Here is a 19,648-nt window from a genome sequence, read left to right as displayed (position 1 = left end):
TGCGGTTACGAATCCCTGACCGCCGCCAAGCTTTACAGAGGAGCTGAATCTATGCCTGAAGTAACGAAGCCAGCCAACCAGACTGGCGACTTTCTGGTTGATTACGAAGAAAAAGTATTCCCTGACGTGCAGGCGGAGCCCGGCGAAAAAGCCCTCATCACCTTTCACACCGTCGCCTTTGAAGGCTCCATTGGCCTGGTCAACCTGCTTCAGGCCACCCGCCTGATTCGCAAAGGTTTCGAGACCTCGGTGCTGCTCTACGGCCCCGGCGTCACCCTGGGGGTGCAGCGCGGCTTCCCCAAGCTGGGCGACGAAGCCTTCCCCGGCCATATGGCGATGAACAACCAGATTGTCAAGGTGATGGAGCTGGGCGGCAAGGTCTACGCCTGCCGCTTTGCCCTCCAGGCCCTCTACGGCCACGGCGAACCCTCCCTCATCCCCGGCATTCGCCCCATCAACCCCCTCGACGTGCTCGATCTGGTATTGATGCACCGCAAAGAAGGGGCCTTCATCCTCGACACCTGGACAATGTAGGTATCCTTCCCCATGGACTACACCAAAACCGTCCGCGCCGCCGCCGCCCAGATCAGCCCCGTGCTGTTCAGCCGCGACGGCACCACCGAAAAGGTGCTGGAGACCATCGCCCAGGCCGCCCAATCCGGCGTGCAGCTGATCGTCTTCCCCGAGACCTTCATCCCCTACTACCCCTACTTTTCGTTTGTGCAGCCGCCCGTGCTGATGGGCAAAGAGCACATGCGCCTGTACGAGGAAGCGGTGGCGGTGCCGGGGCCGGTGACCGATGCGGTAAGTCGGGCAGCGCGCTCCTACGGCATGGTGGTGGTGCTGGGGGTAAACGAGCGGGAGGCCGGTTCCCTCTACAACACCCAGCTGGTTTTCGACGCCGACGGCACCCTGGCGCTGAAGCGGCGCAAGATCACCCCCACCTACCACGAGCGCATGGTGTGGGGCCAGGGGGATGGGGCCGGGCTGAAGGTGGTGGACACCGCCGTGGGGCGACTGGGGGCACTGGCCTGCTGGGAGCATTACAACCCCCTGGCCCGCTACGCCCTGATGACCCAGCACGAGCAGATCCACTGCGGGCAGTTCCCAGGCTCGATGGTGGGGCAGATTTTTGGCGACCAGATAGAGGTGACCATGCGCCACCACGCCCTAGAGTCGGGCTGCTTTGTGGTGAATGCCACGGGCTGGCTGACGGCGGAGCAAAAGCAGCAGATTACGCCCGATGAGAACCTGCACCGGGTGCTGTCGGGGGGGTGCTACACCGCCATCATTAGCCCAGAGGGGGTGCCGCTGACGGAGCCGATTACCGAGGGGGAAGGCCTGGCGATCGCCGATCTCGACTTCTCTCTCATCACCAAGCGCAAGCGCATGATGGACTCCGTCGGCCACTACGCCCGCCCCGACCTGCTGCGCCTGACGGTGAATGCCGAACCCTGGTCAGTGGTGGAAATGCCCAGTGCTCATTCGGCCCAGGGCGCTGCTCCGGCCCTCTCCGAGGAGGAATCGGTAAAACCATCCTCCAACGGGGTTGAACTGACTGCCTAAGGAGAACCCTGGCTTCTCTTTCCACACCGGTCACTCCCAGCGGGTGACGCAGATTGACGCAGGTTTTATTGGGTATCGCACAGCAGGCCATGAACAAACAACGGCTGATTACGGAATTGCAGAGCCACGGGCTGCGGGTAGTGGACTCGCCCCCCGGCGCAGCGGGCAGGCGAGGCGGCGCAGGCCCCTCCGACCACCGCGCCATCACCATCGATGGCACCACCGTCATGGTGCCGGTCTACACCGATAGCGCCGCCCGATCGCCCTATACCCTCAGGGCGACCGCCGCCAGTCCGCTGCACCTGGAGGCTTCGGGGGAGGCGATCGCCCCCGTTGACGTACCCAACGCGCCCAAGTTCTACGGTCTCACCACCGCCGACGGCATCCCCTACTCAAAAATTGCCCTGCTCCACGGGCGCGACGTGCTGGCCACCACGGTGCAGCAGACCTGCATGCGCTACCGCGACCCCGCCACCGCCTGCCAGTTCTGCGCCATTGAGAAATCCCTGGAAGCAGGTCGCACGATCGCCCGCAAGACCCCGGCCCAGCTAGCGGAGGTGGCTGAAGCTGCCGTGCGGCTCGACGGGGTGACGAACATGATTATGACCACGGGCACGCCGAATACGAGCGATCGCGGGGCTGCCTACCTCACCGAGTGCGCCGCCGCCATTCGCCAGCGGGTGCCCCACCTGCCCATCCAGGCCCAGTGCGAACCGCCGGACGACTTCGCCTGGTTCGATCGCATGAAGGCAGCGGGGGTAGACAGCCTGGGCATGCACCTGGAGGCGGTAGACCCGGAGGTGCGGGCCAGAATCATGCCTGGGAAAGCCGAAGTACCGCTCACGGTCTACTATCAAGCCTTTGAAGCAGCCGTGAAAGTCTTTGGCTGGGGTCAGGTGAGCACCTACCTGCTGGCGGGCCTGGGGGACAGCCTGGAGACCCTGGTGGAGGCGAGCGATCGCCTGATTCAGCTGGGGGTCTACCCCTTTGTGGTGCCCTTTGTGCCCATCGGCGAAACCCCCCTGGCCCACCACCCCGCCCCCAGCAGTGAGTTTATGTTTGCCCTCTACCAGCGGGTGGGGGCACTGCTGAAGCAGTCGGGTATGGCCTCGGCGGACATGAAGGCGGGCTGCGCCAAGTGCGGCGCTTGCTCGGCGCTATCGACGTTTGAGGGGTGACCCACCCCTGCCCCTCCCAGGAGGGGATTGGTTGATTACCATTCACCTGATGATGAGGATCATGGCACTCCATCGCTACAGCTTTGAACTGGCCAAAACGCCCGCCGATATCCAGGGCTACTTCGCCCTGCGGCAGGCGATTTTCTGCGAAGAACAGGGTCTCTTTGACCACGACGATGCCGACGACCTTGATAGCCTCGCCTATCCCATTGTCGCCATCGACCATGAGGCCCCCAGTGCCGATCGCATCGTCGGCGTTGTCCGCATCTACGAAAAGTCGCCCCGCCTCTGGTACGGCGGTCGCCTCGGTGTTCACCCCGACTACCGCCGCGTGGGCCGCATCGGCAAAGGGCTGATCCACAAAGCAGTGACTACGGCAAATACCTGGGGCTGCGATCGCTTCCTCGCCACCGTGCAAGAGCAAAACGTCCGCTTCTTCCAGCGTCTCCACTGGGATTCCCTGGAGGAGATGGTGCTGCGCGATCGTCCCCATCACCTGATGGAAGCTGACCTGGCCCACTATCCCCCTGGCGAGGAGGTGCGGCCTGTTCTGAGCTGGCAGGAGCAGCAAGTATCGTAGGGTGCTGTACAGATTGGTAGGCTAGGATCCAATCAATAGTTATGATGGGGGAACGGGCAATGACAACCGGAGCGCGGGTAATTCATAGCGATCCTGATATTCTCGGTGGCACCCCGGTTTTTGTCGGCACCCGTGTACCTGTAAAAACCCTGCTCGACTACCTCGAAGCTGGGGATCCACTGGACGAGTTTCTAAACCATTTTCCCAGCGTTCAGCGCGAGCAAGCGATCGCAGCGCTGGAACTAGCCAAGCAAATGCTCCTGGCCTATGCGAATCCTGCTTGACGAGTGCGTTCCCCGCCCCTTCAGATAACAATGACAGATGAGGTAAGGTTATGGGAACTGGCCGCTGAACTGCGGCGATCGCTCGGCATTCTCCACAAGCGCGACATTCAGACCGCCGCCGATCGCCTGGGTCGCTACGTCCAGTCCACCGACCAAACCCCCATTCTGCTCGGCGATGACTGCGCCGCCATCCCCGACGGCGATGGCTACCTGCTGCTGGCCGCCGAGGGCCTGTGGCCCACCCTGGTGGAAACCGACCCCTGGTTTGCCGGCTGGTGCGCCGTCATGGTCAACGTCAGCGACATCTGCGCCATGGGCGGGCGGGCGATCGCCGTGGTCGATACCCTCTGGAGCCCGTCGCCCCAGGCCGCAGCCCCCCTCTGGCAGGGCATGGTTGCCGCCTCTCAAGCCTTTAACGTGCCCATCGTCGGCGGCCACACCAGCTGCCACAGCCCCTACGCCGCGCTGTCGGTGGCGATCCTCGGTCGGGCAACGAAGCTAATCACCAGCTTTAGCGCCCAGCCGGGGGATGTACTGCTACAGGTAGTAGATATGCAGGGCCAGATGCATCCGCAGTATCCCTTCTGGAATGCGGCCACGGAGGCGAATCGCGATCGCCTCCGCACCAACCTGGAGCTATTGCCCCAACTCGCCGAAGCGGGCCTCTGCGACACCGGCAAAGACATCAGCATGGGCGGCATTGTAGGGACAACCCTGATGCTGCTGGAGACTTCGGGCTGCGGGGCCGTGCTGGATCTGGGGGCAATCGCCCCACCCCCCGGCATTGACCTGCTGCCCTGGCTGCTTAGCTTCCCCAGCTATGGCTATTTGCTCAGCGTGCGCCCCAAAGCCGTAGACCAGATTCAGTCCCAGTGCCACCGCCGCAGCCTGGTTTGTAACCCCATTGGCACCGTCACCAGCGGGCACCGCCTGACGCTGAAGTTGAACGATGCCGCTCTGGACTTTTGGGATTTTGCTACCGACGCCCTGACTGGCTTTGCCCCAGCTGACTTATAACGCGCACTAATTTTCTTTTGTCAAAGCGTCGGGCTTATGGGCGGCTTGGCTGCCGGTCTTTTCGCTTTCCACCAGATACTGCGGCTCATCCTTAGAAGCCGCCACAGTATGACCTTTGATCTCGGTGCGGGAGGTCAACTTCTTAACCACCTTGCCAACGGTTTTTCCCTGGGCTGTATTCCAGGAAACTCGATCGCCTTGCTTAAACGTCTGCGTCATGGGTTTGTATTCAACAAAAAAGCAATTTAATGAAAGGTTGGCGGCTCAGGGCGTGTCATCAATTGTGGTCAAAAGCTCGGTACAGCAAGCTTTTCCACGCGACTCAAAAGACAGGTTTAGGGCTGTAATTCTTTAGTTTTTGGGCGTTTGGCAGCTAAGTTGACGACAGCCACTAGAACTCTCTCAATACACTCAATGATGACCGTGGCCCACAACCCACACGGGCTTCAAGCAGTCCTGCTGCCTAACGCGCCAGGGTCGTGGGCCGCAGCATCCTCGATTCAGGGGAGTTAGTCGTCGGTGGGTAGCGGACCGTTGTCCACGCCAGGCGTTAGGGTTCTAGCGTTCTGAGGATAGATTTCGGCCATGTTCTTGACGGCATCCGCCGACTCTTCAGCAATGCGCTTGAGTTTTTGACCGGGCTGTCCTTCCAGCGCTTCGTTTTCGGCCTGCCACTGATTCATGGTGCGAGGCCGGCCAACATCGCCTGCGGTCGGGATTTCGCTGTTAGATTGGGCCTGTCTGATAGCGTCTTGCTTAGCCTCAACACCACTGGCTGCCAAAAGAACAATAACGGCGGAGCAAGCCACTGCAAATTGCTTCCAGTGAATGCTGTACAGCACTTTTTTTAGAAATCCGAAAATCGCTTTCATCATAAATTACCTAACGAATTTGCCTGAACAAGAGTCAGCGACAGGCGATTCTAAAGGGCGCGTTGCCGATTGCTCCTGCCTTTGGTCACGGTACGTAACTCCTCAGGTAGCCTCATCGTTCAAAGGACGTATTTTCAAAAATAACAGGCTTGCATGGCTGGTATTTACTCTTGCTATCTGCTCGAAGAAAGAGGTTTTTGAATCTCAAGGATGAGAAAACAGTGAAATTAAACCGTAAGCCTGACAGGGGGCAGGCAGCAAATTTTGGACCTAAGGTGTGGAGGTAGTCCTTGTAGATAGTTATGGCTCGTTCTCAGGCCCCTAAAACCCATGCAATCGGCGATCGCGAACCGGGTAAGCATCCACTTAGAGATAGTCGATTTCAAGCCCTGGTTTGCCGTTTTTCTGAAGCCCTGGCTCGGGGAGAAAATGCCGTGCCAATTATGGATAATCTGCTGGCTATTTTAGGCCAGTGCCTCCAGTGCGATCGCGTCTTTCTATATTTTCGGTCCCCCGAGTCTCAGGCGGGGCGCGTCCCCGCTTGCTGGCGAAAGCAGGAATCGGTTCCCACCGTCTACGATCCAACCTGGAAGCTAGAATCGTCCGCGTTGCCCCAAACCGATCCCATGTTTGCAGCGGCGCTCAAAGCTCAGTCCAGCATTTTCATTGAAGACATCGAAACGGCCGGGCCTGAGGTGCTAAATCGAGAGTTTGAGCGCCAAACCTTTGGCCATCGAGCTTTGATTCACGCTCATTTGTGCTCCGAGCAAAAGCTGTGGGGCATCCTACAGGCCTGCATTTTTGACTCCCCTCGTCAGTGGAGTCCGGGCGATCGCCGCCTGATTGAACAAGCGGTGGCCTGGCTCACGCCTTTGGCCATTGAGTATGTGCACGCTCATCAACCCGATGCCCTCGCCCTGAGCCGCCCCTAGAGTGCCGCCCAGCCCCGAGCCAATCCTGGAGGCCCTGGGAAACATCCTGGGCCTCTGGTGATTTTGGCTCGCAACCGGCATCGCCCGCTACCGCAACAATGGTTTGACCTGCCCGCTCAACCAGCACCGACTATAGGTCTATGGGGTAAGACCTATAGCCTCCCTGACCCTCCCCCTGGGCAGATCCGCAACTAGCGATTACCTTTGCAACATCTGCCGGCGCTGGTCCGGGGCCACCGTGGACAGCCCCCGGTTGACGGCACTCAGCACCGCCAGCAGCGAGGCGGTGACAATGCTGCTGTGGATGCCCACCCCATGGATGGTGCCCTCCAACCAATCGGCGGCGATCTCGATCAGGGCGATCGCATCGGCGTCGCTACCGTGGCCGATCGCCTTCTCCTCGTAGCTGTGAATCCGAATCCCCAGGTCCAGGGCCGCCACAAAGGCATCGATGGGGCCGTTGCCCTGGCCCTCGCGGGTCAGCACGGTGCCGTTCACTTCCACGGTTGTGGAAATCGCCGCCGGGGTTTCGTCGTCGCGCCAGTGGTAGCTGACGTATTTAAACGGTGCATTGGCCCGCAGGTACTCCTGCTCAAACAAGTTCCACAGCATGGGGGCGGTCATCTCCTTGCCGGTGGCATCCATGGCCCGCTGCACCACCTGGCTAAACTCAATCTGCAAACGGCGGGGCAGGCTGAGGTTGTAGTCGCGCTCCAGCAAGAAAGCGATCCCCCCCTTGCCCGACTGGCTATTTACCCGCACCACCGACTCGTAGGACCGGCCCAGGTCCGCTGGGTCGAGGGGTAGGTAGGGCATATCCCACAGTTCTTCGGGATTTCGGGCGGCAAAGCCCTTGCGGATCGCGTCCTGGTGGGAGCCGGAGAAGGCGGTGAATACCAGGTCGCCCACGTAGGGGTGGCGGGGGTGAATCGGCAATTGGGTGCAGTCTTCGACAATGCGGGCCACCTCGTTGATGCACGAGAAGTCCAGCCCCGGATGAATGCCCTGGGTATAGAGGTTCAGCGCCAGGGTGACGATGTCCACGTTGCCGGTGCGCTCGCCGTTGCCAAACAGGCAGCCCTCAACCCGATCGGCCCCGGCCATCTGGCCCAGTTCGGCGGCGGCGATCGCACAGCCCCGGTCGTTGTGGTTGTGCACGCTCAAATCCACGCTGTCGCGGTAGGCCAGGTGGCGGTGCATCCACTCCACCTGGTCGGCAAACACATTGGGGGTGGCGCTTTCCACCGTGGCGGGCAGGTTGATGATCGCCTTGCGATCGGGGGTCGGCTGCCACACCTCCAACACGGCATTGCAAATATCCCGGGCAAACTCCAGCTCCGTCTGCGAAAACACCTCTGGCGAATACTGGAAGCGCCACTGGGTCTCAGGCCGTTCCACCGCCAGATCGCGAATCAGCGTCGCCGCATTCACCGCCAGGGCGATCGTCTGGGCCGGGTCGTGGCGAAACACTACCCGGCGAAACACCGGGGCCGTAGCGTTGTAAACGTGGACGATCGCCCGCTTGGCCCCCGCCAGCGATTCAAACGTGCGGCGAATCAAGTCTTCCCGGGCCTGGGTGAGCACCTGAATTTCCACATCGTCGGGCACCCGGTTTTCTTCGATCAGACGGCGCACAAAGGTAAAGTCGGTTTCGGAGGCGGCGGGAAAGGCTACTTCAATTTCTTTGAAGCCGATCGCCACCAACAGATCAAACATTCGCAGCTTTTGCGCTACGGACATGGGCTCAATCAGCGCCTGGTTGCCGTCGCGCAGGTCGGTGCTGAGCCAGATCGGCGGTTTAGTGATGACCTGGTTGGGCCAGGTGCGATCGGGCAAGTCTACGGGGGCAAAGGGGCGGTATTTCTCGGCTGGGTTGGTCAACATGGGAAATGTCTCGAATTTTAGATAGCAGTTGTGGATAGCATGAGGCGGAGATGGCTAGGGGTCGCCCGATTGGATGGTGGGCAGTGCCCATCCTACGGGGTCTGGGGTGCCAGGCGCATGCACATTGCGGCAGCGCAGGCTTCCGTACAGACTCCCTAAAGATGGTCAGGTCTAGGGGCAACCCGTGACCTGGGGAGGGAAACTATTCAGGGCATTTCGCCTTTATTTCAAAAAATTAGTTGCGCCCAAGGCGCAGCAGCAACCCCAGCCCTAGGAACAGGCTGAAGAGAGGGGCGAGGGATAGCTGCAAAGACAACATTGAAACGGGAAGGCGCAAAAATTGCACTACAGAGGAATCCTAACCGTACGGGAAACCGGCGTCAAGGGGCGAAAGCTTGAGATCAGCCGGAGCGACTCTGCCATCCGCAATCACCCGTCCCATCAACATCCCCAAGCCAGGGATTACACTATGGGAAGAGGGCGGCATTGCCCCCCAGGTGGTGTTTGAAATTTTGTCGCCAGGGAATCGTTTTGGCGAAATGCTGCGCAAGCTAGGCTTCTACGATCGCCACGGCGTTGAAGAATACTACATCTACGACCCCGACAAGCTGGAGCTGACCGGGCTCCAGCGGAGTGAAGCTAGCCTTCAGGTGATCGAAGAGATGAACGGGTGGGTTAGCCCCCGGTTGCAGATTCGCTTCCAAATGACTGACACCGGGCTGGAGCTCTACCGCCCCGATGGGCAGCGGTTTTTGACCTATACAGAGCTGGGTCAGCTGCTCGATCAAGAGCGCCAGCGGGCCGAACAGGAGCGCCAGCGGGCTGAGCAGGAAAGCCAGCGGGCCGATCGCCTGGCCGAACGACTCCGGGCGGCGGGCCCGGAGCCCGACGAGTTCTAGCCCTACCGCCTGCTGGCCCAGGAGCGTGAGCCTCAATTCGGCTGGGTTTATCTCTGGCTTTGCCATCATTGAGCTTTTGATGGCGTACTTACTCTGAATTGGTGACAATAGAAGGCGAGCCTCTTGCCGCTTTCGTTAGCTGGTCGGTTGTGCTGGGGAAACGCCACGGCCTCAGTATTTCCCCTGGCCCTCAGCCCCCTGTGTCTACTGGTGCAGGGGGCTTTGTAGACGCTGCCGCTACGGACGCTCCTTCCCTTGCCCTACCGTGCTCCTGTATGACCGCTGAACCAAACTTTGTCCTCGATCTCACCCTGGCGCTGGGGTGCTCTGCCCTAGGCGGCTATATTGCCCATCGGCTCAAACAGCCAGCCCTCTTGGGCTACCTGATTACAGGGCTAATCATCGGTCCCTTTGGGCTGGGGCTACAGACCGATGTCGAGCAAATTCAGGCCCTGGCGGAGGTGGGTATTGCCTTTTTGCTGTTTGCCCTGGGGGTTGAGTTTTCGCTGACGGAGCTGAAGCGGGTGCGGGCGATCGCCCTCAAGGGCAGCTTTTTGCAAATGGGCCTGACCACGCTGCTGGTGTGTTCGGTGTCACTGCTTTCAGGGACGGCTGATTCTCCGCTGCAGGGCGTTTTTCTGGGGCTGGTGCTGTCGCTGTCCTCCACGGCGGTGGTGCTCAAAACCCTGACGGACCGGGGCGAAACCGCCACCGTCCACGGCCAGGTGATGCTGGGCCTGCTGATTGCCCAGGACATTGCCCTGGGGCTGATGCTGGCGGTGCTGCCGGTGCTCAACCAGCCCGATGCCCTGGGGCCGGCCCTGGCGATCGCGGCGCTGAAGTTTGGGCTGTTTCTGGCCGGGGCGATCGCCCTGGGTCGCTGGGTGGTGCCCCAACTGATTCAGCACATTGCCGCTACCGAGAGCAGCGAGCTATTTTTGCTCACGGTGGTGGCTCTATGTCTGGGCATCGCCTGGGTCACCTCCATCCTCGGCCTCTCCATCGCCATGGGAGCCTTTGTGGCAGGGCTGATGATCTCCGAAATTGACTACGCTGACCAGGCCCTGGGCAAAATTTTGCCCCTGCGCGACACCTTTGCCTGCCTATTTTTTGCCTCCATTGGCATGCTGATCGACCCCAATTTGATTCTCAACAACCTGGGCAAAATTCTGGAGTTGGTGGCGCTGATCATGGTAGGCAAGGCGCTGATTGTGCTGCCGATCGTGATGGGGTTTGGCTACTCGCTCAAAACGGCGCTGAAGGCGAGCTTTGGCCTCAACCAGATCGGCGAATTTTCCTTTGTCCTGGCCCTGATGGGGCTGGAGCTGGGGCTGATTACCGAGCAGCGCTACTCTCTGCTGCTGGGCACGATCGCCATTTCGCTGATGCTTACCCCCCTGTGGATTAACCTCGCCCCCCGGGTGTCTGACTGGCTCCATGCCCTGCCCGTGCTGAAGGACTACCTCAACCAAACCGAGGAACCCAAGCTGCTGTCGGTACCCGCCGACCTGAAAGACCACGTGATTGTGGCGGGCTATGGCCGGGTGGGGGAGGTGCTGGTGAATGTGCTGCTCAGCCGGGGCTACCCGGTGCTGGTGATCGAAAACAGTGAAACCGCCATTCAGCGCCTGCGCAACCGCCATGCCCCCCTGGTGCAAATACCCTATGTCTATGGCGACGCCGACAGCGAACTGGTGCTGGAGAAAACCTCGTTGGAGACCGCCAAGGCCCTGGCCATTACCCTGCCCGACCCCGCCACCACCCGCCTGGTGCTGCAACGGGCGCTGCTGAGGGCGCCAGAGCTGGATATCATCGCGCGATCGCACACCAACGAAGAAATCGATGTGCTCACCCAACTGGGGGCCAGGGAAGTGGTGCAGCCCGAGTTTGAGGCCGCCCTGGAGCTGGGCTCCCACCTGCTCAACACCCTGGGGGAAAAGAGCCTGGAAATTCAGTCGGTGCTGGAGTGGATTCGCCAGGACCGCTACCGCAGCATTCGCCCGGTAGCCCAGGTGGGAAAGGGGTAGGGTATCATGGCTATTGCATGCGATCGATGGTGCGGTACTGGATCGCTTCGGCAATGTGATGGGTTTGCAAATCCTCGGCACCATCCAGGTCAGCGATGGTGCGACCGACTTTGAGAATGCGATCGGTGGCGCGGGCCGATAGTCCCAGCTTGCGGACTGCACCCTCCAGCAGGGTTTTGCTGGTGTCATCCAGGGGGCACCAGTGCTTCAGGTGGCGGCTCTGCATGTCGGCGTTGCACTGGAGGCTGGGTTCGGCTTTGAAGCGATCGTGGGCCCGCTGCCGAGCCGCCTGAACGCGATCGCGCACCGGTTCCGAGGCTTCCCCCGGCTGGTGCTGGGTCATCTCCTCGGGCTTGATGCGGCTCACCACCACCTGCAAATCGATCCGATCCATCAGCGGCCCCGAGAGGCGCGACCAGTAGTTTTCGCGGCTGCGGGGGCTACAGGTGCAGGGCTGCACCGAGTCGCCATAGAATCCACAGGGGCAGGGGTTGGTGCTGGCAATCAGGGTGAACTGGGCCGGGAAAACGACGGACTGCCGAGTGCGCGTAATGGTGACATAGCCATCTTCGAGGGGCTGACGCAGGTACTCCAGCACATCGCGCTTGAACTCGGTGAGTTCATCCAAGAACAAAATGCCCCGGTGGGCGAGGGAAATTTCCCCCGGCTTGGGGTAGCTGCCGCCGCCCACTAGCGATGGCCCCGAAGCCGAGTGGTGCGGACTGCGAAAGGGCCGCGTATTGACCAGCGTCCCCTTCTCCTTCAACAACCCCGCCACTGAATGAATCTGAGTCACGTCCAGGGCTTCCTCAAACTGGAGCGGCGGCAAAATGGAGGGCAACCGCCGGGCCAGCATAGTTTTGCCGCTGCCGGGTGGGCCGACGAAAATCAAATTGTGGCCGCCCGCCGCCGCAATCTCCAGCGCCCGCCGGGCCTGGGCCTGCCCCTTCACATCGCGCAGATCCAGGGCATTAGGAGCAGCACTCATGGCCAGGGTGGTATCGACCGCCACGGGGGAATAGCCAGCGGGATGGTTGAGAAAGTCGGCCACCTCCGACAGGTGGTTGAAGCTGTAGACGGTCAGCCCCGGCACCACGGCGGCCTCGCGTCCATTGTCGGCGGGCACCACCAGGCCGCGAATGCCCAGTTTTTGCGCCGCTGCTGCGATCGGCAGTACCCCGGCCACCGCCCGTAAACTGCCGTCCAGCGACACTTCGCCCAAAAACAGCAGGTCGTTGAGGGCGTCGGTATTGACCTGCTCTGAGGCGGCGAGAATGCCAACGCTGATGGGCAGGTCAAAGATGGGGCCTTCTTTGCGCAGGTCGGCGGGGGTGAGGTTGATCACCACTTTGCGCATGGGGAAGGGGAAACCCGCATTTTTCAGCGCCGCCTTGACCCGCTCGCGGGACTCCTGCACGGCGGTGTCGGGCAGGCCCACCACCACCACACCGGGCAACCCGCCCGAAATATCGACCTCGACGCCAACTTTGAGGGCATCGATGCCCACCAGCGCCGCGCTCCAAACCCTTGCCAGCATGGTTTATCCCCTGAGATGCCCTGATACCGAGGGTTAGGGTGCCCAGGGGAAGGGATGCGATCGGCAAGGGAGGCCGAATCTTATCGACTACCTTCAATGTGGTAGAGCATTACATCGCAAACAGGGGCAGACCAAAGAGAATCTAGCCCCTGCTTCGCCTAGTGTTATGCCTCTACGATCGCAGCCCTCGCCTGCGGGTCATCACGGCGATGTACTCGCCGCTGCGCCCGGTGGGGATAGGGGCCGACCAGGCGGCTCTGTTGCTGTTCTTCCCCGCCCAGAATCATTCCCCGCAGTCTTACCTTGCCAGCAGTAAGCTACAAGTTCAACCGTATTGTCTAGCCAATATCTAACGGACTCCTGACACCCCGCCCCCCTCAATTAAGCACATGGGTATAGATCATCGTTGTCTTGACATCCTTGTGGCCCAGCAGCTCTTGCACGGTGCGAATGTCGTAGCCATCTTCGAGCAAATGGGTGGCAAAACTGTGGCGAAACGTATGGCACCCAATCCGCTTAGCAATGCCAGACGCACGGACAGCTTGCTTTAGCGCTTTCTGCACGCCACTCTCATGCAAATGGTGACGACGAATAGCACCACTGCGAGGATCTCGTGAACGCCCTGTCGAAGGGAACACAAACTGCCAGATCCAGGCGCGATCGGCATGGGGATGCTTGCGCTCTAGGGCAAAAGGCAGGTAGACCGAGCCATAGCCCTGATCTAAATCCAACTGGTGTAGGCGCTTAACCTTGTGAAGGTGCGCTTGCAACGACTCAACCAAACTATCAGGCAGCATGGTCACCCGACTTTCATTCCCCTTGGTATCGCGTGCCACAATCTGACGCTGAGCAAAATCAAGATCCTTGATGCGCAAACTCAGCCCTTCACTGAGCCGCAAACCGCTGCCATACAACACCCGGATGACCAGACCATGCACCCCTGAGAGATTTTGCAGAATTGAGCGAACTTCACCTTTGGTCAGCACTGTGGGTAGATAGTTCGAGCGTTTTGCCCGCACAGTATCCAAGACTCCCAACTCCTGGTTCAGCACATTGCGATACAAAAACAAAAGGGCACTGAAAGCCTGATTTTGGGTTGAGGCAGATACGTGGCCTTCAACAGCCAGATGGGTTAGAAAAGCTTCGACCTCTGCGCTACCCATTTCCTTAGGATGGCGCTTGTTGTGGAACAAAATGTACCGGCGAATCCAGCCGACATAGCTTTGCTCTGTCCGATAGGAGTAATGCTTTAAGCGAATTGCGTCGCGGACTTGGTCAAGCAGCTTTCTGGGTCGAGATTCCATGACAAGGAAGGTAGAGGCAGTAGTTCCAATGTATTAAATGCCACATACTTAGTCTACGTGCCAACCATGAAGATTTGCTGAAGCTATCGGCATAACACCCATCAGAAAGCCTACTATGCGGAGCAAGGTATAGATAAACACCCCTATAAGGGAATTATCACGACTCAATTCGGCATAACACTCGAATCCGGGTAGATATATTGACGGTTTTCTGTATAAGATCCCATTTTAGGCAGATATGACGCATATTATCGGCATATCTGCCTTCAGAAGCGGCGATATGCTGTTTTGATTCTGACTAACTACTCTGCTACGGGGTGTTAGGCAGAATTTAGGCAGGAGAGTCAGCATAAGCAGTAGTTAGACCGACCTTTTTGCTGAAATGCTGAGCTGCGTGAGTCCTATCATCAATGTCCAATCTGAAGCCTTGAAACTTCTAATCTTGACGCTTTAGATGAAGAGTAAAATGGCGGAATAAAATGTTGTCGTTACACAAACTAGTATGTCAGTTGAAAATTCAGAGATCATCTTGGCTCTAATGGTGGAGCATATGAATGAACTTCGACACGTTGAAGAGCACAGGCAGTGGATTATCAACCTCATTATTATTGTCGTGTCGGGGGCTACTGCTATAGGCGGGAGCATTGGTTTTAGTACTGCTTCAATTCCGATATCAATTTTGGTGATTGCTCTGGGATTATTTGGAATTTTTGCAACGCTAAAACTCTACGAGCGTCAGCTTTGGTATCAAAATAGGCTCAAACTTCTAGTCGAGCAATTAGATGATTTCCAAGAAGGACTTGAGCTTGATCAATTATATAAACACGAAGTAAATCATAAAAAGCGTCACGGTTCTCTTTCGTGGGATGAATCAATTAGAATCAAATTTTCTTCAGTTAGAATGCACATGCTTTGGGTGATTTTCAACTTGCTTGTATGTCTTTTAGGCATTTTCATGCTTTTGATATCAACACTTTAATAATTCAAGTCAGCCCAACACTGCCTTGCAAAACAGTAGATACCGGATGGTCTAGGGATGATGAGCCATTCTGGTTTTTTCTAAGTTAAGCTTATGGTATAGCTCCTTAAGGTTGGAGATGTATATATGAATCTATCTGAAGTCCTTCCATCTGTCCGCCAGCTTTCCATCATCGAGAAGCTAAAGCTGATTCGGATTCTGGCAGAGGATCTAGAGGCAGTAGAGGATATCTCGCCCCTAGAGCCCTTCAAAACCTATGATTTGCCGACCCCTTACAACAGCTTCGGGGCTGGCGCTACATTAATGCATGCTTTAGAGTCAGCAGATCAGGCTTAATCGTCATGCGCTTCCGCTACTCCACTACCGATCCCTCCCAAAACGAGTTCGATAGCCTTCCACGGGTGCCTCTTATTCTTCGTCGCGAGGGGCGTACAGTTGAATCCCTTGGTCTGGTTGACAGCGGCGCAACCGTCAACGTTATACCCTATGAACTGGGTATACAGCTTGGGGCTACCTGGGACGACAGCAGAGCCATCATTCAACTGGCAGGGAATTTAGGCAACAAACCAGCTATGCCATTCTCCGCGATGGTTCAAATTGGGGATATCGCTCCAGTTCAATTAGCCTTTGCCTGGACTAAAAGCCCCAATGCGCCACTGATTCTAGGACAGACGAACTTTTTCATGGAATTTGATGTGTGCTTCTACCGTTCTAAAATGGACTTCGAGATTAAGCCTAAGTCGCCATAAACGGTCTAATCGGGATAGGGAGAATCCTCACGAATCCCCCCTCCCACACCACCCATCGTGCGGCTCCGCAATGGGCGGTTCTCAACCTACCTGCTAGACGAAGTAAAAGGCTAGCAGGGTCTTATCCCGCTCTTTGCGGGCGACTCTTGCCATTAGGACATCGTGGTTTACGGTGTCAAAGAACTTTTCCAAGTCCAAATCCACCACCACCCGATAGCCTTCCTTGACGTATGCCTTCACCTGTTTAATCGCGCCGTGGGCACTGCGGTTGGGACGACACCCAAAGCTGAACTCGGAAAACTCCGGCTCAAACAGTGGCGTCAGCACCTGTGAGATGGCTTGCTGGATCACCCGGTCTAGGACTGTTGGAACTCCCAACAGCCGCTCTCCCTTGCCCCCTGGCTTGGGGATGACGACCCCTCGACCATGACCCCGGCTCGCAGGTATCGGCCTATCAAGGCTAGCAGGGTCTTATCCCGCTCTTTGCGGGCGACTCTTGCCATTAGGACATCGTGGTTTACGGTGTCAAAGAACTTTTCCAAGTCCAAATCCACCACCACCCGATAGCCTTCCTTGACGTATGCCTTCACCTGTTTAATCGCGCCGTGGGCACTGCGGTTGGGACGACACCCAAAGCTGAACTCGGAAAACTCCGGCTCAAACAGTGGCGTCAGCACCTGTGAGATGGCTTGCTGGATCACCCGGTCTAGGACTGTTGGAACTCCCAACAGCCGCTCTCCCTTGCCCCCTGGCTTGGGGATGACGACCCCTCGACCATGACCCCGGCTCGCAGGTATCGGCCTATCAAGGCTAGCAGGGTCTTATCCCGCTCTTTGCGGGCGACTCTTGCCATTAGGACATCGTGGTTTACGGTGTCAAAGAACTTTTCCAAGTCCAAATCCACCACCACCCGATAGCCTTCCTTGACGTATGCCTTCACCTGTTTAATCGCGCCGTGGGCACTGCGGTTGGGACGACACCCAAAGCTGAACTCGGAAAACTCCGGCTCAAACAGTGGCGTCAGCACCTGTGAGATGGCTTGCTGGATCACCCGGTCTAGGACTGTTGGAACTCCCAACAGCCGCTCTCCCTTGCCCCCTGGCTTGGGGATGACGACCCCTCGACCATGACCCCGGCTCGCAGGTATCGGCCTATCAAGGCTAGCAGGGTCTTATCCCGCTCTTTGCGGGCGACTCTTGCCATTAGGACATCGTGGTTTACGGTGTCAAAGAACTTTTCCAAGTCCAAATCCACCACCACCCGATAGCCTTCCTTGACGTATGCCTTCACCTGTTTAATCGCGCCGTGGGCACTGCGGTTGGGACGACACCCAAAGCTGAACTCGGAAAACTCCGGCTCAAACAGTGGCGTCAGCACCTGTGAGATGGCTTGCTGGATCACCCGGTCTAGGACTGTTGGAACTCCCAACAGCCGCTCTCCCTTGCCCCCTGGCTTGGGGATGACGACCCCTCGACCATGACCCCGGCTCGCAGGTATCGGCCTATCAAGGCTAGCAGGGTCTTATCCCGCTCTTTGCGGGCGACTCTTGCCATTAGGACATCGTGGTTTACGGTGTCAAAGAACTTTTCCAAGTCCAAATCCACCACCACCCGATAGCCTTCCTTGACGTATGCCTTCACCTGTTTAATCGCGCCGTGGGCACTGCGGTTGGGACGACACCCAAAGCTGAACTCGGAAAACTCCGGCTCAAACAGTGGCGTCAGCACCTGTGAGATGGCTTGCTGGATCACCCGGTCTAGGACTGTTGGAACTCCCAACAGCCGCTCTCCCTTGCCCCCTGGCTTGGGGATGACGACCCCTCGACCATGACCCCGGCTCGCAGGTATCGGCCTATCAAGGCTAGCAGGGTCTTATCCCGCTCTTTGCGGGCGACTCTTGCCATTAGGACATCGTGGTTTACGGTGTCAAAGAACTTTTCCAAGTCCAAATCCACCACCACCCGATAGCCTTCCTTGACGTATGCCTTCACCTGTTTAATCGCGCCGTGGGCACTGCGGTTGGGACGACACCCAAAGCTGAACTCGGAAAACTCCGGCTCAAACAGTGGCGTCAGCACCTGTGAGATGGCTTGCTGGATCACCCGGTCTAGGACTGTTGGAACTCCCAACAGCCGCTCTCCCTTGCCCCCTGGCTTGGGGATGACGACCCCTCGACCATGACCCCGGCTCGCAGGTATCGGCCTATCAAGGCTAGCAGGGTCTTATCCCGCTCTTTGCGGGCGACTCTTGCCATTAGGACATCGTGGTTTACGGTGTCAAAGAACTTTTCCAAGTCCAAATCCACCACCACCCGATAGCCTTCCTTGACGTATGCCTTCACCTGTTTAATCGCGCCGTGGGCACTGCGGTTGGGACGACACCCAAAGCTGAACTCGGAAAACTCCGGCTCAAACAGTGGCGTCAGCACCTGTGAGATGGCTTGCTGGATCACCCGGTCTAGGACTGTTGGAACTCCCAACAGCCGCTCTCCCTTGCCCCCTGGCTTGGGGATGACGACCCCTCGACCATGACCCCGGCTCGCAGGTATCGGCCTATCAAGGCTAGCAGGGTCTTATCCCGCACTTTGCGGGCGACTCTTGCCATTAGGACATCGTGGTTTACGGTGTCAAAGAACTTTTCCAAGTCCAAATCCACCACCACCCGATAGCCTTCCTTGACGTATGCCTTCACCTGTTTAATCGCGCCGTGGGCACTGCGGTTGGGACGACACCCAAAGCTGAACTCGGAAAACTCCGGCTCAAACAGTGGCGTCAGCACCTGTGAGATGGCTTGCTGGATCACCCGGTCTAGGACTGTTGGAACTCCCAACAGCCGCTCTCCCTTGCCCCCTGGCTTGGGGATGACGACCCGTCGCACCGGAGCAGGGCGGTAGCGTCCATCTCGTAAGGTTTGGCGAATCTCTCCCCAGTGAAGTCGGGCGTAGGCCGCAAAGTCGTCCAGCACCATCCCGTCTATGCCGGGGGCACCTTGATTGGACTTCACTTGCTTCCACGCTCGGTGCAGGTTCTCTGAGTCGAGGACTCGCTCCATCAAATTCGTCTCTAAGGCTGGCTGCATGGGTCTACGCCAGTCCGCTTCTCCCCCATTCGGGTTCATCAAAACGGCTGAGTTTGTCATGGCTCCTCCTTTCTTGGTTAAGTTCGGCCCTTCGCCCTATCTGGCCCATTACAGGCCAGCGTTTGACTACTATGACCTCGGCTGACTTCTGCCCCCTTCAACGTTTGTTGCCAATCGTTGGGCCGTCCTCAATGCCTTAGGGTTCTGTGGCTACCCGGCCGTTTCCGGCCAGACCTCAATCAGACTCCCCTAGCCTCAAGGACTGCCAAAAGGGCAGACCTCCCCAGATAAGACCGTGAACTGTCGATGCGCAACCGCGTCATTTACCGTATCCCCTGAACCAAAAGGCTTCGTTGTGTTGTGCCAACTCGCCCCAGAAACTCGGCCTTCTATGACGTTTCTGTTCGTCGGCTCGCACCTTTGCCGCTGGCTTCCTCCAGACCCTCCCTCGCGGAAACGCCCTTGCCTTTAGCTAGTGGTTGTCCATCTCTCGGCTCCTATGACTTGCGAGCATTTGGATGGCTGGTTCTCCCACAGGGGACTTTCACCCCATTAGTTCACGCCCATGCTGGGCGTACTGTTGTCCATCTCTCGGCTCCTATGACTTGCGAGCATTTGGATGGCTGGTTCTCCCACAGGGGACTTTCACCCCATTAGTTCACGCCCATGCTGGGCGTACACACCTCAGCGCAGCGGACGGTCTAAAAGCTTTGGCTGAGTCTCAAAGGTGATCTGCCGCCGCTGGCTTTCACCGTTAGACAGA

At 58.2% G+C, this 19,648-nt stretch carries 25 protein-coding genes; 12 read left to right on the top strand and 13 right to left on the bottom strand.

The features are described 5' to 3' along the window. Positions 1-51: 51 nt before the first annotated feature. The 6 genes from NF78_RS14425 (at position 52) to NF78_RS14400 (ending at position 4,625) form a co-directional block, all read left to right on the top strand. A complete protein-coding gene (locus NF78_RS14425) occupies positions 52-534 on the top strand; it encodes an MSMEG_0572/Sll0783 family nitrogen starvation response protein (protein ID WP_035987417.1) in 483 nt (160 codons plus the stop codon). A gap of 12 nt (positions 535-546) precedes the next feature. Further along, positions 547-1,566, top strand: a complete 1,020-nt coding sequence (locus tag NF78_RS14420; RefSeq protein ID WP_052050446.1) for a Nit6803 family nitrilase — start codon at positions 547-549, stop codon at positions 1,564-1,566. An 89-nt stretch (positions 1,567-1,655) separates the two neighbouring features. Continuing rightward, positions 1,656-2,744, top strand: a complete 1,089-nt coding sequence (locus NF78_RS14415) for an MSMEG_0568 family radical SAM protein (protein ID WP_035987414.1) — start codon at positions 1,656-1,658, stop codon at positions 2,742-2,744. Between the two features lie 61 nt (positions 2,745-2,805). Beyond that, a complete protein-coding gene (locus tag NF78_RS14410; protein WP_035989810.1) occupies positions 2,806-3,324 on the top strand; it encodes an MSMEG_0567/Sll0786 family nitrogen starvation N-acetyltransferase in 519 nt (172 codons plus the stop codon). A 59-nt stretch (positions 3,325-3,383) separates the two neighbouring features. Next, positions 3,384-3,608 carry a DUF433 domain-containing protein gene (locus NF78_RS14405; protein WP_052050442.1) on the top strand — a complete coding sequence of 75 codons (225 nt, stop codon included), beginning with the start codon at positions 3,384-3,386 and terminating at the stop codon, positions 3,606-3,608. A 30-nt stretch (positions 3,609-3,638) separates the two neighbouring features. Continuing rightward, on the top strand, positions 3,639-4,625 hold the full coding sequence (locus NF78_RS14400; protein ID WP_035987411.1) for a sll0787 family AIR synthase-like protein: 987 nt from the start codon (positions 3,639-3,641) through the stop codon (positions 4,623-4,625). A 6-nt stretch (positions 4,626-4,631) separates the two neighbouring features. On the opposite strand, the gene NF78_RS14395 is transcribed toward NF78_RS14400, so the two are convergent. Continuing rightward, complete coding sequence (locus NF78_RS14395; RefSeq protein WP_035987409.1) at positions 4,632-4,844, bottom strand: DUF2945 domain-containing protein; 213 nt, start codon at positions 4,842-4,844, stop codon at positions 4,632-4,634. Positions 4,845-5,134: 290 nt separating this feature from the next. Further along, positions 5,135-5,500, bottom strand: a complete 366-nt coding sequence (locus NF78_RS28280) for a hypothetical protein (RefSeq protein ID WP_052050439.1) — start codon at positions 5,498-5,500, stop codon at positions 5,135-5,137. Positions 5,501-5,799: 299 nt separating this feature from the next. On the opposite strand from NF78_RS28280, the gene NF78_RS14385 reads away from it, so the two are divergent. Beyond that, positions 5,800-6,429 (top strand): GAF domain-containing protein, encoded by a 630-nt coding sequence (locus NF78_RS14385; RefSeq protein WP_225885298.1) that lies wholly within the window; start codon positions 5,800-5,802, stop codon positions 6,427-6,429. 198 nt (positions 6,430-6,627) lie between these two features. Here the strand turns inward: NF78_RS14385 and leuA are convergent, their stop codons facing one another. Continuing rightward, positions 6,628-8,313 carry a 2-isopropylmalate synthase gene (leuA, locus tag NF78_RS14380; RefSeq protein ID WP_035987405.1) on the bottom strand — a complete coding sequence of 562 codons (1,686 nt, stop codon included), beginning with the start codon at positions 8,311-8,313 and terminating at the stop codon, positions 6,628-6,630. 395 nt (positions 8,314-8,708) lie between these two features. Here leuA and NF78_RS14375 point away from each other — a divergent pair, with 395 nt between their 5' ends. Both NF78_RS14375 and NF78_RS14370 read left to right on the top strand, forming a co-directional pair. Further along, the gene (locus tag NF78_RS14375) at positions 8,709-9,212 is read left to right on the top strand and encodes a Uma2 family endonuclease (RefSeq protein ID WP_072016083.1); all 504 of its coding nucleotides are present in this window, start codon (positions 8,709-8,711) and stop codon (positions 9,210-9,212) included. A gap of 275 nt (positions 9,213-9,487) precedes the next feature. Next, a complete protein-coding gene (locus NF78_RS14370) occupies positions 9,488-11,239 on the top strand; it encodes a cation:proton antiporter (protein ID WP_035987402.1) in 1,752 nt (583 codons plus the stop codon). A gap of 10 nt (positions 11,240-11,249) precedes the next feature. Here NF78_RS14370 and NF78_RS14365 read toward each other — a convergent pair whose 3' ends face one another. Together NF78_RS14365 and NF78_RS14360 are read right to left on the bottom strand one after the other, a co-directional pair. Next, positions 11,250-12,776, bottom strand: coding sequence for a YifB family Mg chelatase-like AAA ATPase (locus NF78_RS14365; protein WP_035987399.1), 1,527 nt, complete (start codon positions 12,774-12,776; stop codon positions 11,250-11,252). Between the two features lie 377 nt (positions 12,777-13,153). After that, positions 13,154-14,080 carry an integron integrase gene (locus tag NF78_RS14360; protein ID WP_035989796.1) on the bottom strand — a complete coding sequence of 309 codons (927 nt, stop codon included), beginning with the start codon at positions 14,078-14,080 and terminating at the stop codon, positions 13,154-13,156. 502 nt (positions 14,081-14,582) lie between these two features. Here NF78_RS14360 and NF78_RS14355 point away from each other — a divergent pair. From NF78_RS14355 to NF78_RS31855, 3 genes are all read left to right on the top strand, one after another. Beyond that, positions 14,583-15,059, top strand: a complete 477-nt coding sequence (locus NF78_RS14355; protein WP_035987396.1) for a hypothetical protein — start codon at positions 14,583-14,585, stop codon at positions 15,057-15,059. A gap of 126 nt (positions 15,060-15,185) precedes the next feature. Next, on the top strand, positions 15,186-15,395 hold the full coding sequence (locus tag NF78_RS14350; RefSeq protein ID WP_035987393.1) for a hypothetical protein: 210 nt from the start codon (positions 15,186-15,188) through the stop codon (positions 15,393-15,395). Between the two features lie 5 nt (positions 15,396-15,400). Continuing rightward, positions 15,401-15,808, top strand: coding sequence for a hypothetical protein (locus NF78_RS31855; protein WP_197064840.1), 408 nt, complete (start codon positions 15,401-15,403; stop codon positions 15,806-15,808). Between the two features lie 93 nt (positions 15,809-15,901). On the opposite strand, the gene NF78_RS14340 is transcribed toward NF78_RS31855, so the two are convergent. From NF78_RS14340 to NF78_RS14305, 8 genes are read right to left on the bottom strand one after another with little or no spacing between them, the layout of a single operon-like run. After that, positions 15,902-16,186, bottom strand: coding sequence for a reverse transcriptase/maturase family protein (locus tag NF78_RS14340; protein WP_263970606.1), 285 nt, complete (start codon positions 16,184-16,186; stop codon positions 15,902-15,904). Beyond that, entirely contained in the window at positions 16,165-16,536 is a 372-nt protein-coding gene (locus NF78_RS14335; protein ID WP_072016082.1) for a reverse transcriptase domain-containing protein, read from the bottom strand. The genes NF78_RS14340 and NF78_RS14335 overlap by 22 nt, the downstream gene beginning before the upstream one ends. After that, positions 16,515-16,886 carry a reverse transcriptase domain-containing protein gene (locus NF78_RS14330; protein ID WP_072016082.1) on the bottom strand — a complete coding sequence of 124 codons (372 nt, stop codon included), beginning with the start codon at positions 16,884-16,886 and terminating at the stop codon, positions 16,515-16,517. The genes NF78_RS14335 and NF78_RS14330 overlap by 22 nt, the downstream gene beginning before the upstream one ends. Further along, complete coding sequence (locus tag NF78_RS14325; protein WP_072016082.1) at positions 16,865-17,236, bottom strand: reverse transcriptase domain-containing protein; 372 nt, start codon at positions 17,234-17,236, stop codon at positions 16,865-16,867. Before NF78_RS14325 ends, NF78_RS14330 begins: the two co-directional genes overlap by 22 nt. After that, positions 17,215-17,586 (bottom strand): reverse transcriptase domain-containing protein, encoded by a 372-nt coding sequence (locus tag NF78_RS14320; RefSeq protein ID WP_072016082.1) that lies wholly within the window; start codon positions 17,584-17,586, stop codon positions 17,215-17,217. The genes NF78_RS14325 and NF78_RS14320 overlap by 22 nt, the downstream gene beginning before the upstream one ends. Continuing rightward, entirely contained in the window at positions 17,565-17,936 is a 372-nt protein-coding gene (locus NF78_RS14315) for a reverse transcriptase domain-containing protein (RefSeq protein ID WP_072016082.1), read from the bottom strand. The genes NF78_RS14320 and NF78_RS14315 overlap by 22 nt, the downstream gene beginning before the upstream one ends. After that, positions 17,915-18,286: a reverse transcriptase domain-containing protein gene (locus tag NF78_RS14310; RefSeq protein ID WP_072016082.1), complete on the bottom strand. Its 372-nt coding sequence runs from the start codon at positions 18,284-18,286 to the stop codon at positions 17,915-17,917. The genes NF78_RS14315 and NF78_RS14310 overlap by 22 nt, the downstream gene beginning before the upstream one ends. Further along, on the bottom strand, positions 18,265-18,885 hold the full coding sequence (locus NF78_RS14305) for a reverse transcriptase/maturase family protein (RefSeq protein WP_263970605.1): 621 nt from the start codon (positions 18,883-18,885) through the stop codon (positions 18,265-18,267). The genes NF78_RS14310 and NF78_RS14305 overlap by 22 nt, the downstream gene beginning before the upstream one ends. Positions 18,886-19,648: the final 763 nt, after the last annotated feature.

The organism is Leptolyngbya sp. KIOST-1 (assembly GCF_000763385.1).
Classification (GTDB): Bacteria; Cyanobacteriota; Cyanobacteriia; order Phormidesmidales; family Phormidesmidaceae; genus Nodosilinea.
The sequence above is the reverse complement of the archived record's forward strand: the minus strand, read 5'-3'. Positions and strand labels throughout refer to the sequence as shown.